Origin of the sequence: Nocardioides sp. QY071, from assembly GCF_029961765.1 — a bacterium.
Classification (GTDB): Bacteria; Actinomycetota; Actinomycetes; order Propionibacteriales; family Nocardioidaceae; genus Nocardioides.
The window spans coordinates 1,500,923-1,514,593 of sequence record NZ_CP124681.1; the positions used below are offsets into that span (position 1 = coordinate 1,500,923).

11 protein-coding genes are annotated in these 13,671 nt (G+C 70.7%); 5 read left to right on the plus strand and 6 right to left on the minus strand.

The annotated features are described in order from the left end of the window. Positions 1-41 precede the first annotated feature (41 nt). The 3 genes from QI633_RS07175 to lhgO are packed head-to-tail and all read left to right on the plus strand — an operon-like array spanning position 42 to position 3,912. Positions 42-1,037, plus strand: a complete 996-nt coding sequence (locus QI633_RS07175; RefSeq protein WP_141799766.1) for a class I SAM-dependent methyltransferase — start codon at positions 42-44, stop codon at positions 1,035-1,037. Continuing rightward, positions 1,034-2,713 carry a glycosyltransferase gene (locus tag QI633_RS07180; protein WP_141799765.1) on the plus strand — a complete coding sequence of 560 codons (1,680 nt, stop codon included), beginning with the start codon at positions 1,034-1,036 and terminating at the stop codon, positions 2,711-2,713. Before QI633_RS07175 ends, QI633_RS07180 begins: the two co-directional genes overlap by 4 nt. Continuing rightward, positions 2,710-3,912 carry an L-2-hydroxyglutarate oxidase gene (gene lhgO / locus QI633_RS07185; RefSeq protein ID WP_282428539.1) on the plus strand — a complete coding sequence of 401 codons (1,203 nt, stop codon included), beginning with the start codon at positions 2,710-2,712 and terminating at the stop codon, positions 3,910-3,912. Before QI633_RS07180 ends, lhgO begins: the two co-directional genes overlap by 4 nt. 4 nt (positions 3,913-3,916) lie before the next feature. Here lhgO and QI633_RS07190 read toward each other — a convergent pair whose 3' ends face one another. Continuing rightward, a complete protein-coding gene (locus QI633_RS07190; protein WP_282428540.1) occupies positions 3,917-4,960 on the minus strand; it encodes a lysylphosphatidylglycerol synthase domain-containing protein in 1,044 nt (347 codons plus the stop codon). Positions 4,961-5,089: 129 nt separating this feature from the next. Here QI633_RS07190 and QI633_RS07195 point away from each other — a divergent pair, with 129 nt between their 5' ends. After that, positions 5,090-6,049 carry a Gfo/Idh/MocA family oxidoreductase gene (locus QI633_RS07195; protein ID WP_141799762.1) on the plus strand — a complete coding sequence of 320 codons (960 nt, stop codon included), beginning with the start codon at positions 5,090-5,092 and terminating at the stop codon, positions 6,047-6,049. 12 nt (positions 6,050-6,061) lie between these two features. On the opposite strand, the gene QI633_RS07200 is transcribed toward QI633_RS07195, so the two are convergent. Genes QI633_RS07200 through QI633_RS07215 form a run of 4 tightly spaced genes read right to left on the minus strand, consistent with a single transcriptional unit; the run spans position 6,062 to position 10,326 of the window. Beyond that, positions 6,062-6,511, minus strand: coding sequence for an acyltransferase (locus tag QI633_RS07200; RefSeq protein WP_141799761.1), 450 nt, complete (start codon positions 6,509-6,511; stop codon positions 6,062-6,064). 44 nt (positions 6,512-6,555) lie between these two features. Further along, positions 6,556-8,142 carry a DUF2142 domain-containing protein gene (locus tag QI633_RS07205; RefSeq protein ID WP_141799760.1) on the minus strand — a complete coding sequence of 529 codons (1,587 nt, stop codon included), beginning with the start codon at positions 8,140-8,142 and terminating at the stop codon, positions 6,556-6,558. A gap of 4 nt (positions 8,143-8,146) precedes the next feature. Beyond that, the gene (locus QI633_RS07210) at positions 8,147-9,070 is read right to left on the minus strand and encodes an NAD-dependent epimerase/dehydratase family protein (protein ID WP_141799759.1); all 924 of its coding nucleotides are present in this window, start codon (positions 9,068-9,070) and stop codon (positions 8,147-8,149) included. Beyond that, positions 9,067-10,326, minus strand: a complete 1,260-nt coding sequence (locus QI633_RS07215; protein WP_160158303.1) for a glycosyltransferase family 4 protein — start codon at positions 10,324-10,326, stop codon at positions 9,067-9,069. The genes QI633_RS07210 and QI633_RS07215 overlap by 4 nt, the downstream gene beginning before the upstream one ends. Positions 10,327-10,713: 387 nt before the next feature. Here QI633_RS07215 and QI633_RS07220 point away from each other — a divergent pair, with 387 nt between their 5' ends. After that, positions 10,714-12,549: a hypothetical protein gene (locus QI633_RS07220; protein WP_282428541.1), complete on the plus strand. Its 1,836-nt coding sequence runs from the start codon at positions 10,714-10,716 to the stop codon at positions 12,547-12,549. 18 nt (positions 12,550-12,567) lie between these two features. Here QI633_RS07220 and QI633_RS07225 read toward each other — a convergent pair whose 3' ends face one another. Next, on the minus strand, positions 12,568-13,671 hold the full coding sequence (locus QI633_RS07225; RefSeq protein ID WP_141799756.1) for a DegT/DnrJ/EryC1/StrS family aminotransferase: 1,104 nt from the start codon (positions 13,669-13,671) through the stop codon (positions 12,568-12,570).

Sequence of the window (13,671 nt, forward strand, 5' to 3'; positions counted from 1 at the left end):
CCAGGCGTTCCCGCAACCCGAACGAAGACGGATCGACACCCATGACTTCCGACAGCGATCAGGCCACCAGTCCCTCGACCGGCTCGTCTGACTACGGCAGCAGTTACTACCGGGCGCACCTCGGTGGCAACGACGACTACCGGTGGGAGGACGACGAGTGGCGGGCGTTCTTCACCGGGGCTGCGCAGCGCATCGTCGGCCTCGTCGAGCCTCGGACCAGCCTCGACGTCGGGTGTGCCCGGGGACTCCTGGTCCAGGCGCTGGCGCAGGAGGGCGTCGACGCCAGGGGCGTCGACATCTCGGACCACGCCGTCGAGACCTCGCACCCGGACGTGCGGAACCGGCTGTCCGTGCAGTCGGCGACCGAGCCGCTCGGCGGACCCTACGACCTGATCACCTGCGTCGAGGTCGTCGAGCACATGTCGCCCGGCGACGCCCAGAAGGCGATCGACAACATTTGCGCGGCGACCGACACGATCCTGTTCAGCTCGAGCCCCTCCGACTTCTACGAGGCGACGCACATCAACGTGCACCCGACCCAGGAGTGGGTGGCCTGGTTCGCGGAGCGTGGCTTCTACCGGCGCCTCGACGCGGACGTCACCTTCCTGGCGCCGTGGGCGGTCCTGTTCGAGCGTGCCGACCTCAGCAAGCGGAGCATCGTCGAGCGCTACGAGTCGCGACTGGTCCCGGCCCTGATCGAGATCTCGGAGAAGACGAGCGCGCTGCTCGCGACGAGTCGGCGGCTCGCCGAGGTCGAGGACTCGGTCGGTGTGCGGCGCGTCGTCGACGATGCCGAGGTGCTCGCGCTCCACGCCGACCTCACTGCCATCGACCACGTGCTCGGACTGGAGGCGACCGTCGCCCGCCAGGAGCGGGAGCTGAAGAACCTGCGTCGTCGCCTCAAGGCCACGCGCGAGAAGCTCGACGACGCTCGTACGGCGACGGCGAAGTCGCGCGCCGAGGTCACGGCCGTGCGCTCGTCGAGGACCTGGCGGGTCGGTCGCTTCGTCACCGGCCTCGGCGGCCTTCGTCGATGACGGCTGACGCTCCGCTCTTCACCCTGGTCGTTCCGCTCACCGAGCCGCTGATCGACCCGCTCGTCGAGACGGTCGACGCGGTGCTGGCGCAGACCTTCGGGGACTGGGAGCTGATCCTGGTCGACAACGGCTCGACGAGTGCCGAGGTCAGCAGCGCCCTGCGCCGGCAGGCCGGCCGTGACAGCCGCATCCGCGTCCTGGCGCGGGCCGAGCGCGGCAACGTGGCCGAGGCCTCGAACGACGGCCTCGATGCGGCGCAAGGGGAGTTCATCGCCTTCCTCGCCCCCGGCGGCCTGCTGACGCCCAACGCGCTGGCGGCCAACGCCAGGGCGATCGGGAATGCCCACGACGTCGACTTCCTCTACTCCGACGAGACCCGGCGCACCCTGGACGGCGACGACGACATCATCAAGCCGGTGTGGTCGCCCGAGCGGCTGCGGGCGCAGAACTACTGCGGCCAGCTCGCCGTCCTGCGGACCGACCTGGTGCGCTCGGTCGGTCGGCTGCGGACCGACCTCGGCAGTTCCTGCGACCACGACCTGGTGCTCCGAGTCACCGAGCAGGCTCGGCGCATCGTCCACCTGCCCAAGATCCTGCACCGGTCGCGGATCGCGAGGCCGCGGCCCGACACATCGCCGGAGGCGCTCGCAACCGGGGCCCGCGTCGTGCAGGAGCACCTCGACCGTGTCGGCATCCGGGGTGTCGCCCACGCGGTGGGGGCCAACCACGTCCGCATCGTCCGCGACTTCCCCGCCGAGCGCACGGTGAGCGTGGTGATCCCGACGCGCGGTTCGTCCGCACAGGTCTGGGGCCGGCGTCGGGTCCTGGTCGTCGACGCGGTCCGCTCCGTCCTGGAGTTCGCCTACCACCCCCGGATGGAGATCGTCGTCGTCTACGACGTCGGCACCCCGGCGAGCGTGCTCGAGGAGCTCCGGCAGGTCGCGGGAGACCACCTCGTCCTGGTGCGCTTCGACGAGCCCTTCAACTACAGCCGCAAGATGAACCGCGGCGTCCTCGCCTCCACCGGCGAGCGCCTGATCCTGCTCAACGACGACGTCGAGGTCCGCAACCCCGGCTGGGTACGCGAGCTGCTGGCGCCGCTGGAGGAGCCCGGGGTCGGTGCGACCGGCGCCAAGCTGTACTTCGAGGACACCAGCATCCAGCACGCCGGTCTGGCCTGGGTCAACCGGAACTGGGACCACCCCTACCGGCTGTTCCCCGGCGACACGGCGGGACGGGGGCGGATGAACGTCGTCAACCGCGAGGTCAGCGGAGTCACCGGCGCCTGTACCGGCATCCGGCGAGACACCTACTTCGAGGTCGGCGGCCTGACGGAGCAGCTTCCGCTGAACTTCAACGACGTCGACTTCTGCTACAAGATCACCGCCCGCGGCTACCGCATCCTCTACATGGCCCAGTGCGAGCTCTTCCACTTCGAGTCCCGCACCCGCGAGCGACGCGTGCACAAGTACGAACGTGACTTCATCGTGTCCAGGTGGGGCGGGCCGGACCGGGATCCCTACTCGCCCGACTACCCCGAGCAGCCACTCACTCCCGCCGATGCCCGCCGACGTGCCCACGAGCGCGAGGAGAAGGCCTGGGCCCGGACGCTGCGCGCGCGGCGCGCGGCGGCCCGTCGTACCGGCGGGTCGCGGGCCGGGGACCGGCGGGCATGAACCGCTTCGACTACGTCGTCGTCGGTGGCGGCATCGTGGGCGCCGCGACCGCACGGGCGCTCACCGAGCGCTTCCCGGGGCGCAGCGTCCTGCTGCTGGACAAGGAGGACGGCTTCGGCCGCCACCAGACCGGCCACAACTCCGGCGTCATCCACTCCGGCATCTACTACGCGCCGGGAAGCCTCAAGGCCGAGCTGTGCCGAGCCGGCGCCGCCGCGACCGAGCGCTTCGCCGAGGAGCACGGCGTCCCGTGGGACCGGATCGGCAAGCTGCTGGTCGCCACGACTCCGGCCGAGCTCGCCGGCATGCAGGCGCTCGCGGAGCGGGCCGAGGTCAACCAGATCCCCGCAGCGGTCCTCAGCGCCGCCGAGCTGCGCGAGCGCGAGCCCCACATCGTGGGCCTGGGCGCCCTGCACCTGACCACGACCGGCATCACCGACTACCGCCAGATCAACACGGCGCTCGCCGGCCTGGTCGAGAAGGCCGGCGGCACCCTGATGACGCGGACGGCGCTCACGGGCGTGCGCGAGACGGGCAGGGAGGTCGTGCTCTCCACGACCGCCGGTGAGGTGGTGGCCGACTACGTCGTCTACTGCGCCGGCATCCAGGCCGACCGGGTCGCCGCCATGGCGGGCATCGACGTCGACTTCGCGATGATTCCCTTCCGGGGCGAGTACTACGACGTCCGGCCCGAACGTGCGGACCTCGCGCGCACCCTGATCTACCCCATCCCCGACCCGGACCTGCCGTTCCTCGGCGTCCACCTGACCCCGACCGTCGACGGCGGGCTCAACGTCGGGCCGAACGCGGTGCTCGGGCTCGCCCGCGAGGGCTACCCCAAGTTCTCGTTCGACCGTCGCGACGCCGCCGACATCGTGAGGTTCCCGGGCATCTGGCACGTGGCGCGCAACAACGTCCGCACGGGCGCGCGGGAGATGTGGAACTCGGTGTCGAAGCGTGGCTATCTCAAGCTGTGCCAGAAGTACTGCCCCGACCTGCGCCTCGAGGACCTCACGCCTCGCGAGGCCGGCATCCGGGCACAGGCCGTGATGCGGGACGGCTCCTTCGTCCACGACTTCCTGCTGCGCCAGACCGCGCGGGGCCTCCACGTCGTCAACGCGCCGTCGCCAGCCGCCACGTCGGCGCTGCCCATCGCCGACGAGATCGTCCAGCGGGTCGCGCAGGCGCAGGGAGCCTGACGCCTCAGCGCTCGTCGTCCTCGATGCCGGGATCGTGGTGGATCGGCCCGTGCCGACGCCGCTCGTAGATCCCGACCGCGGCCGCGCCCGCGGCGGTCACGATGTCCGCCGCGGTGAGCATGACGCGGGAGACGGCGGCCAGTGCGATCGCGGTGCCGGTGCCGACGTACGGCGCCAGCGCGGTCACGATCACCAGCTCCCGCACGCCTGCGCCGGACGGCAGGATGAAGAAGAACAGCCCGGAGATCATCGCGACGGCCATCGTTCCGACGCAGGTGAGGAGCAGGCCGGCGCCGTCTCCTGCCCCGTCGGTCAGGAGCCACAGGTGGAGCCCGAAGAAGAAGTACGACGCCACCGCGGCCGCGAGCGACAAGACGATGGCGCGTCCGCGGACCGGGTGGTCGCGCTGTGGGCGGCGCAGCAGCTTGAACCCGAACCCGACGAGCCGGTCGAGCACTCTCGGGTGCAGGCAGACCAGTCCGATGGGCAGGAGCAGGTACAGCCACTGCAGGGGCGCCAGCGAGTCGTCGTTGTCGATGAGCGACGGGATGACCAGGGCGCCGGTCAGCAGCGCGGCGACGACGGCGACGGCGAGCGAGAACACGGTCGCGGTGAAGATGCGGGCGCGGGCGAGTCCGGCCCGGCGGCCGAGCTCCATCTGAAGCACGTAGGCCCACACCGATCCGGGGAGGTACTTGCCGAGCTGTCCGACCAGGAAGATCTGCGCTCCGCGGGCGGCCCCGATCGGCTCACCGATCTCGTCGACGAGGAACTGCCAGCTCAGGGTCGAGCACGCGATCGCGAGGGGCAGGCAGAGGAATGCCGGGAGCAGGGTCGTCCACGACATCGTGCTGATGGTGTCGCTGACCTCGGACCAGTGGGACTGGACGGTCCAGAACGCGGCGAGCACGACGGCAAGGACCAGGGCGATCCGGCCCCAGTGGAAGAGTCGGCCGGCCAGGGTGTGCGCGGCTGCGGGCGGTGGCGCCGTGGTCGAGGTTGTCGACGTGGTCGACGTGGTGGTCGACGTGGCGTCGGGCGAGGACATCGGACTCTCCAGTTCGGGCGGACGGACATCTCATCCTGCCTCACGGGGGACCCAAACCGTGGATCCCGGAGCTGCCCCGTGTCTCCGGTACAGTTCCCGCGTCCCGACGTCCAGTGCTAGGTCCCGCGCATGTCCGCACAGCTCCGTGTCGCCCTCATCGGTTCCGGCTCGATGGGGCGCAACCACGCCCGCGTCATCGCCAGCAGCGAGCGCACCGACCTCGCCGTGGTGGTCGACCCGCACGAGGAGACCGGGCGGGCTGTCGCCGAGAAGCACGGCTCGACCTGGGTGCCCTCGCTCGACGGCATCGGCGACGTCGACGCGGCTGTGATCGCGGCGCCGACCGAGTACCACTTCGACCTCGCGCGCGAGGTCATCGCGCGTGGTCTCCCGCTGCTCGTGGAGAAGCCGCTGTGTCCGTCGCTGGCGCAGACCCAGGAGCTCGTCGATGCTTCGATCGCCGCCGGCACGCCGCTCATGTGCGGCCTGCTCGAGCGGTTCAATCCTGCGGTGACGGTCGCGCTGAGCATGGTGGAGAACCCGCTCTACGTGCGGGCGACCCGGCACTCGCCGTACGCGCCCCGGATCAAGACCGGTGTCGCGTGGGACCTGCTCGTCCACGACATCGACCTCGTCGTGCAGGTCTTCGGTGGGGACCACCCGGACAAGTTCGACGTCGAGGTCGGCCAGTTCCACCCGGAGTCCGTGCCGGGCGCCGAGGACATCGTCGAGGCCTCGCTCCGCTTCACCTCGGGCGGGATCGCCTCGGTGTCCGCCAGCCGCATGGGTCAGACCAAGGTGCGCACCATGGTGATCCAGGAGCTCGACCGGATGATCGAGGTCGACCTGTTGCGTCGCGGCCTCACCAGCTACCGTCACGCGACGGTCTCCGAGGCCGAGGGGCAGAGCGGGTTCCGCCAGTTCACCGAGATCGAGATCCCCGACATCGCGGGGGTCGAGCCCCTGCTCGGCCAGCTCAACCACTTCGTCGACCTCGTGGCGGGCAAGGTGGACGTGGACGAGGAGCGGGCGTCGATCCTTCCCGCGCACCGGGTGGTCGACCAGGTGCTCGCGCTGCGCTCCGCCTGACCTGCGCCTGACCTACGCCGGGGGGAACGCCGGCTGGGTCGGATCGCCGAGGTCGACGGTCGCGACGACCCGTGCCGGGACGCCCGCGACGACGGCACGCGCCGGTACGTCGGAGGTGACGACGGCGCCGGCACCGACGACCGCCTCGTCGCCGATCTCGACACCCATGTTGATGATGGCGCCGGCTCCGATGAACACACGGTCGCCGATGCGCACGGGCTGACGCTCGACCTCGGGGAACCGGCGGCCGCTGACGCAGCGCTTGGCGGACGAGTGGGTGTAGATGTGGACGCCGGACGAGATGTCGCACCCGCGGCCGATCACCAGTCCGCCGGACCCGTCGATGACGGTGAAGGCCCCGATCCAGGTGCCCTCGCCGATGTCCGGATCACCGACGATCCACGCGTGCTCGTTGTAGCGGTTGGGCGGCAGGGATGCCCCTGCGGCCTCGGCGGAGGTCATGGTCGCGAACCCTACCAACGGACCGCCTGCGGCGGTCGCGGGCGTCAGTCGGACGGCGACTGCGGAGAGGGGAGTGACGGTGGATCCGCCACGGGACTCGGCACCTGCGACGACAGCCGGGCTATGAGGGTGATGATGACCGCCATCGTGGCGACGAGCGCCAACGTCAGCGTCGTCTGCCCCAGCGGGGGCTGCCAGGCAGGCAACGTCGGGTGCTCGCCGCCCGGCGCCCCGACTCCGTGGACGTTGCGCTGCATCAAGGTCGCGAACGCCCACAGGTGGAGCACGCCCAGACCTGCCAGTGCGCCGATGCGGGTCCAGTGGATCGTGCGGGTGTTCCACTGCGCATCGGACAGCGGCGACTGGGCCGCCAGGCAGAGCAGGAGGATCGGGGCCATGCCGATCGTCGGCAGCATGTAGCGGCCCTGCCACACGGGGCCCTGGAGATTCCACTTCCACGCCTGGAGGAGGACCGGAAGCAGCCAGGAGAGCAGCAGTACGGCGCCTCCAGCCGCGATCTGGCGCGGACGGAGGCCTGCCCACCCGAGTGCGAGGATGACGACGAGCAGTGCCATGTAGGAGATCAGGAGGTTGGCCGGAAGAGCGGTGTCGAGCCAGCCGAAGGCACCGATCATCTGGGTCAACGACTGGTTGATCTGCGTGGCCGAGAGGTCGAGCCGTTCGGCGAACGAGAGGTCGAACAGCGGCTGCTCGCGGATGTTGTTCGCTCCGGACCGGCTCAACCACGCCATGTTCGCGAGCACGCCGAGGACCGGCAGGGCCAGCCAGAGCCGGGAGCGAGCCTTCCAGACGTCGGTGACGGCGCGCCTGCCGTAGATGATCAGCAGGGCCACGGCCCACACGGCCAGCCATGCCGGACCGAGGATCCGGGTCGAGCCCAGGATCATCGCGGCGACCATCGCTCGGCGCAGCCACTTCTCGCCCGACCCGTCGGCGGCGTGGCTGTAGAAGGCGATCGAGCAGGCGACGAGCGCGTAGGCGGCGGCGATCTCGAAGGTGTTGGGGTTCACCGCGCCGCCGAGGTAGGCCAGCATCGGTGTGAACGAGACCGCGACCCCGGTGACGGCGACGGCAGGCCGACGCAGGGAGAGGCATCCCGCCACGGCCCACGCGAGCATCCACGCGCACAGGCCGATGGCGGCGGCACGCTGCAGGTAGAGCGACTGCAGGTTGTCGCCGAAGTTCGAGGCGATCCCGGTCAGCCCGTAGTAGACCGGGAAGCTGCGACCCGCCGACGTCAGGTACCTGACCTGCTTCTCCGAGTCGCCGACGGCCCGTATGCAGCTCGCCGGCGTCTCAGGATGGAAGAAGTAGCACACCGCCGACTGGGCACTGCGCACGATCCCCTTGGGGACGTGGACGACGGCGTTCGTGTTGACCCCGAAGGCCTCGTCCGAGGAGAACTCCGGGGTCAGGTCGCCGTGCCCGATGGCGTAGGCCGCCATCTCGTGCGACGGAGCATCGGGTGTCGACCACAGGGGAGTGGCGAGGGACCAGATGCCCAGCAGACAGGCGATGGCCCCGAACGCGACCCACGTGGACAGAGCCGGCCGCTTCCGGTCGGCGTGGGGGCGCGGAGTCCGGAACCGACCCCATCCAGGACGCGGCACGGTCCTAGTCGGCCCGGACGAGCTCGGTCATGCCCTTGCGGACCTCGATGCTCGCCTCGAAGCCGAGGACCTCCTTGGCGCGCTGGACATCGGCCGCCCGCCGGCTCACCAGAACGTCGCGCGGGTTGAAGATCGGCTCGACGTCGGAGCCCACGGCCTCGATCAGGATCTCGGCGAGCTCCTTGATCGAGGTGTCGATGCCGGTGCCGACGTTGACGGGCACGTTGTCCTTCTCGCTGTCGAGCGCCAGAGCCACGGCGCGCGCGATGTCGTGCACGTGGATGAAGTCCATCGACTGCTCGCCCTTGCCGTCGATGATCGGCGGCTCGCCGTTGCGGACCCGGTTGACGAAGTGGTTGATCACCGACGTGTAGTAGGCCTGCGTCTTCTGGCCCGGGCCGTAGACGTTGAAGAAGCGCAGTGCGACCCACGACAGGCCGCGCTCGCGCTGGAAGAAGCCGAGGAGGTCCTCGCCGGCCCGCTTCGAGATGCAGTACGGCGTCTGCGGGTTGAGCACGTCGTCCTCGTGCATCGGCAGCTTCTCGGGGTCGCCGTAGACCGACGCCGACGAGCAGTAGACGACGCGCTTGACGCCGTGGTCCGCGGCCGCGGCGAACACGTTGAAGTTGCCCATCATGTTGACGTCCATCGACTCGTACGGGTCGGAGAGGGACTTGTTGATGGCCAGGGCGGCGGCGTGGATGACCTTGGTGCAGCCCTTCATGGCGGCGTGGACGGCGCCGCCGTAGCGGATGTCCTGGTCGATCAGCTCGACGTCGGGTCCGAGGGCGGCGACCGCGTCACGGTCACCTCGGAACATGTTGTCGAAGATCCGTACCTTGTAGCCGCTCTCGAGCAGCATCGGGACGACGTGCATCCCGATGAAGCCGGCTCCGCCGGTGAAGAAGACGGTCTCCTTGGTGGTCAACTCTCGCTCCTGTGGGTGGTGTCGACGGGGTGGTCGGTCGGGGATGCCGGAGTGGCGCGGTCGGTCGACGGCGCCGGCGCGCCGCACATGGCGGCGAGGACCTCCACGTGCCGGTCCAGCACGCGGTCGATCGCGAAGTGCTCGTCGATGATCTGGCGAGCGCGCTCGCCGACGGCGGCCGTCGCCGCCGGGTCGTCCAGCGCGTGGTTGATCCGGGTGGCCAGGCCGGCGACGTCGCCGGGGGCACACATGTAGATCTCCTGGCCGTCGGCCATCGGGATGCCGGGGAAGTTGTCGATCCGTCCCCACGCGGCGACGGGAACGCCAGCGGCCATGGCCTCGAGGGTGGCGGTGCCGAGGCCCAGTCCCTGCTCGTGGCTCTCCACGTCCGCAGCCGCGAGCAGGTCCGGGATGTCGGCCTTGGGGACCGCGCCGAGGCTGCGGACGGCGTGGGACACGCCGAGCTCCTCGGCGCGGCGCTGGAACTGGTCGTAGTAGACCCGACCGACGACGACCAGCAGCGCCTCGGGGTGCCGGGCGAGGACGGCCGGGAGGGCCTCGACCATGGCGACGCGGTCACGGACCGGGATCACGTGTCCGATCGACACGATGAAGGGCTGGCCGGGCTCGGCGCCGGCGAGCTCACGGCCTCGGGCCGCGTCACCCGAGCGGACCCAGTTGGGGTCGACGCCGACCGGGATCGGGACGAGGTCGCGGTAGCCACGGCGGTAGCGGGCCCGGATGTAGTCGTCCATGTAGGAGTCCATGACGACGATCGACGGCTTGTACCTGCGCAGCCGGGGTGCCACCAGGGCCGCGTCGAGGAACCGGAACGCGTGGCGGTACTTCGCGGCAGGGTTCTCGAGCCGCGTGTGCACGCTGAGCAACGTCGGGATTCCCCGCCGGCGCGCGTAGGCTCCGGTCGCCCAGGTGAGGTCCATGAACTGGCCGTGCTGGTGGATCACGTCCGGCTCGAAGTCGTCGAGGAGGCGCTGGAGGCGGCGGCGCAGACCCGGACGGGTGGCGAACGAGATGTCGAACGCCACGGCGAGCCGGCTCTCCGGCAGCGTGAAGGCGGGCAGGCGGACGATCCGGAAGCCGTCCCGCTGCTCCTCGGCCGGGGCGTCCTTGTAGGCGGCGGTGACGACCAGGACCTCGTGGCCACGCTCGACGTATCCCCGCGCGAGTGCATCGCTCAGGTGAGCGCTGCCGCCGGCACGCGGCGGGAAGAAGTTGTTGACGACGACGATGCGCACGCTCTGCAGACTCCGTTCGGTGCTGGGCGCCTGTGGACGGTCCTGCCTCACGCCCGCAAGGCCAGCGCCCGATACTAGCCGCCGACCGCAGCAGGGCGGCAATCGCCACGCGGGCCCGACCGGTAGGGTTGGCCTCCGTTTGGCCGCGGTCGACCGGCCAGGTCAAGGAGGACTCCAGCGATGACGTCATCGCCTGCCGTTTCCGCGCCGGACGAGCAGGAGCAGACGCCGTCCCGGCCTGGGAATCCGGCAGCAGGGACGGGCTGGCGCATCCGCGGAACCATCGCGGATCGCCTCGAGGTCGTGCTGCCGTGGCTCGGATATCTCGCTCTCGTCGTGTCGGGGGTGACGACGTCCTCCCTCGGGCTCCTGAGCCGGAGTGGCTCCGTGACGGGCGGCCAGTGGGGCGCGTCGCTGCCGGTGCGCAGCGACGAGTGGTTGACCGCAGCCCCGCTGGAGCTGTCGACCCTGGCCAACGGCTCGACGATGCACTCGCCGCTGTCGAACGGCCCGGACCTCATCTACCAGATGTCGTCCGGCAGCCCGATCGAGTCGGTGCTGTTCCTCGAGGGCAACCTCCTGCGCTTGGGGGCGTGGCTCCCGGACTCCATGCTGTTCGCGGCATTCCGGGGCTGGTCCTGGCTGCTGCTCGCCCTCGCCCTGCCGCCGCTGCTGCGCCGGTTCGGCGCGAACCGTCCGATGTCGTGGCTCGCCGTCGCCCTGTGCATGGCGGCACCCGCCGCCGTGTGGTGGTCGTTCATGCCGATCCGGGTGCTCGGGATCGCCGCGGCGGGCTGCTATCTCCTGGTCCTCGCGGCCGAGCGTGCACAGCGTGGTCACTGGTGGCGTGGCCTCGGACTCGCCGCTGCGGCGGGCCTGTTCCTGCCGCGACTGCTGACCTACTACGTGCCCTGGTCGCTGACGATCGGGGTTCCGCTGGTGCTCGCCACCGGCACCTACCTCGTGTGCAGGAAGGGCGAACGCAGGGTGGCACTGACCGTGATCGGTGCGGGCGCCGCCGTGGGTCTCTTCTTGGTGGCGGGGACGTTCTGGGAGAACTGGACCGCGCTCCACGCGGAGCTGAACACGGTCTATCCGGGCCTGCGGCGCAGCAGCGGTGCGGCACTGGAGCCGTTCCAGCTCTTCGGAGCACCCGGCCTCTTCGACCTCGAGGGTCATGTCGTCGGGGGTGGGCTCAACCAGAGCGAGATCAGCAGCGCCTACCTGATCTGCGGGGTGGTCGCGGCGCTCCTGTGGCCGCTGGCGTGGGCCCACACAGCCACCCGTGAGCGCGCCGCGCAGGTCACGCTCGGCCTGTTCATCCTGCTCGAGCTGTCCTGGGTCACCCTGACCTGGGGCGAGCTCGGCGAGCACGTGCCCGGGCTGAGCTCGCTGCCGCCGGCGCGGGTGGCGCAGACCATCGGGTTCCCGTGCGCGCTGCTCATGTGCCTGGTGCTCTCGGGCTGGGCACGCGCCCGCAGCGAGGGCGCGACGTCCCGGATGTCGCCCGAGCTGCGCCGCGCCCTGCTGGTCGGCGTCGTCGTGGCGGTGCTGACCGGATACGCCTCAGGTCGTCTGCCGGCCGTGGTCGAGGGCATGCCGACCTGGCAGTCGACGACCGCGGCGGTGGTCACGGGCGCGGTCGCCGCACTCCTCACCTGGCGTCCCGCCAGCTGGCTGCCGGTCGCCGTGACGAGCCTGGTCGTCGTCCTCGCCGGAGTCACCGTGAACCCGATCACCTTCGGTCTCGGCGACCTGCGGACCAGTCCCGCGGCCGACCGGGCCAGGGCACTGCGCGCGCACAGCCTGGCCGAGGACAGCCGGGTCGTGTCGGATGCGATGGCCACCAACGCCCTCCTCGTCGCCAACGGCGTGCCGGTGCTCGGCGGCTACCAGGTCACCGGACCCGTCGAGCGGGGTTGGGCCGAGGTCGACCCGGCCGACCGGTACGAGGACATCTGGAACCGAGGAGCCAGCTATGTGCTGTTCTCCTTCGACGGGCAGCCCGGCGCCGACCCGACGGTGATCGAGGTGCAGAACGACCTGATCCAGGTGCGGACCGATGCATGCTGGCTCGCCGACAGCAGGTTCGATGTCGACCGCCTGATCACGGCGGTGCGCATCGACAGTCCGTGCGCCGACCGGATCGGTCGCCGGATGACGTGGGGTGGCGTCGACCTGTTCGTCTACGCCCTCACCCCGAGTCGCACGGCATCGAGCTGAGGGCGCCCGGGCCCGGTGTCAGGCGCCGGCTCGGGCGGTGGCGTTGACGGCGACGACGATCCGCTCGAGGTCGGCCTGGCTCAGCGAGGGGTGCACCGGCAACGAGATGACCTCGCGGGCGGCGCTCTCGGTCACCGGGAGGTCGAGGCCCGGGGCGAACTTCTCGAGCGAGGCGAGGCGGTGGTTGGGGATCGGGTAGTACACGCCCGTCCCGACCTGGTGCTCGTCCTTCAGCGCGGCGACGATGCGGTCGCGTTCGGCGCCGTCCACGCGGATCGTGTACTGGTGGTAGACGTGGGTGGCGTGCTCGGCGACCGGCGGCACGGTGACACCCTCGAGGTGTGCGTCGAAGTACGCCGCGTTCGCCCGTCGGGTCGCCGTCCAGGCGCCGACCTTGCCGAGCTGGACCCGGCCGATCGAGGCGTGCAGGTCAGTCATCCGGGCGTTGAAGCCGACAACCTCGTTGGCGTACTGGCGTTCCATGCCCTGGTTGCGCAGTAGCCGGACCTGGCGGGCCAGGTCGTCGCTCGCGACCGCGACCATGCCGCCCTCGCCCGAGGTCATGTTCTTGGTGGGGTAGAGGCTGAACATCGCGAAGTCGCCGAAGGTGCCGACGGCGCGATCGCGCCACGTCGCGAGGTGGGCCTGCGCGGCGTCCTCGAACAGGCGCAGGCCGTGCTCGGCCGCGACCGCACCGAGGGCGTCCATGTCGGCAGGGTGGCCGTACAGGTGGACCGGCATGATCGCGGCGGTCCGCTCGGTGACGGCGGCGCGGACGGCGTCGGCGGCCAGGCAGAAGTGGTCGGGCTCGATGTCGGCGAACACAGGAGTGGCCCCGGTCAGCGCCACGGCGTTGGCGGTCGCCGCGAACGTGAAGGACGGGACGATCACCTCGTCGCCCGGGCCGATGCCGGCGGCGAGGAGCCCGAGGTGCAGGCCGGAGGTACCGGAGTTGACCGCGACACAGGTGTGTCCGGGCGTGACCTGCTCGCTGAACTCGGCCTCGAACGCAGCGACCTCCGGTCCCTGGGCGATCATCCCGGAGCGGAGCACGCGGTCGACCGCCTCGCGCTCCTCGTCGCCGATGATCGGCTTGGCCGGGGGGATGAAGCTGTCGGGCAT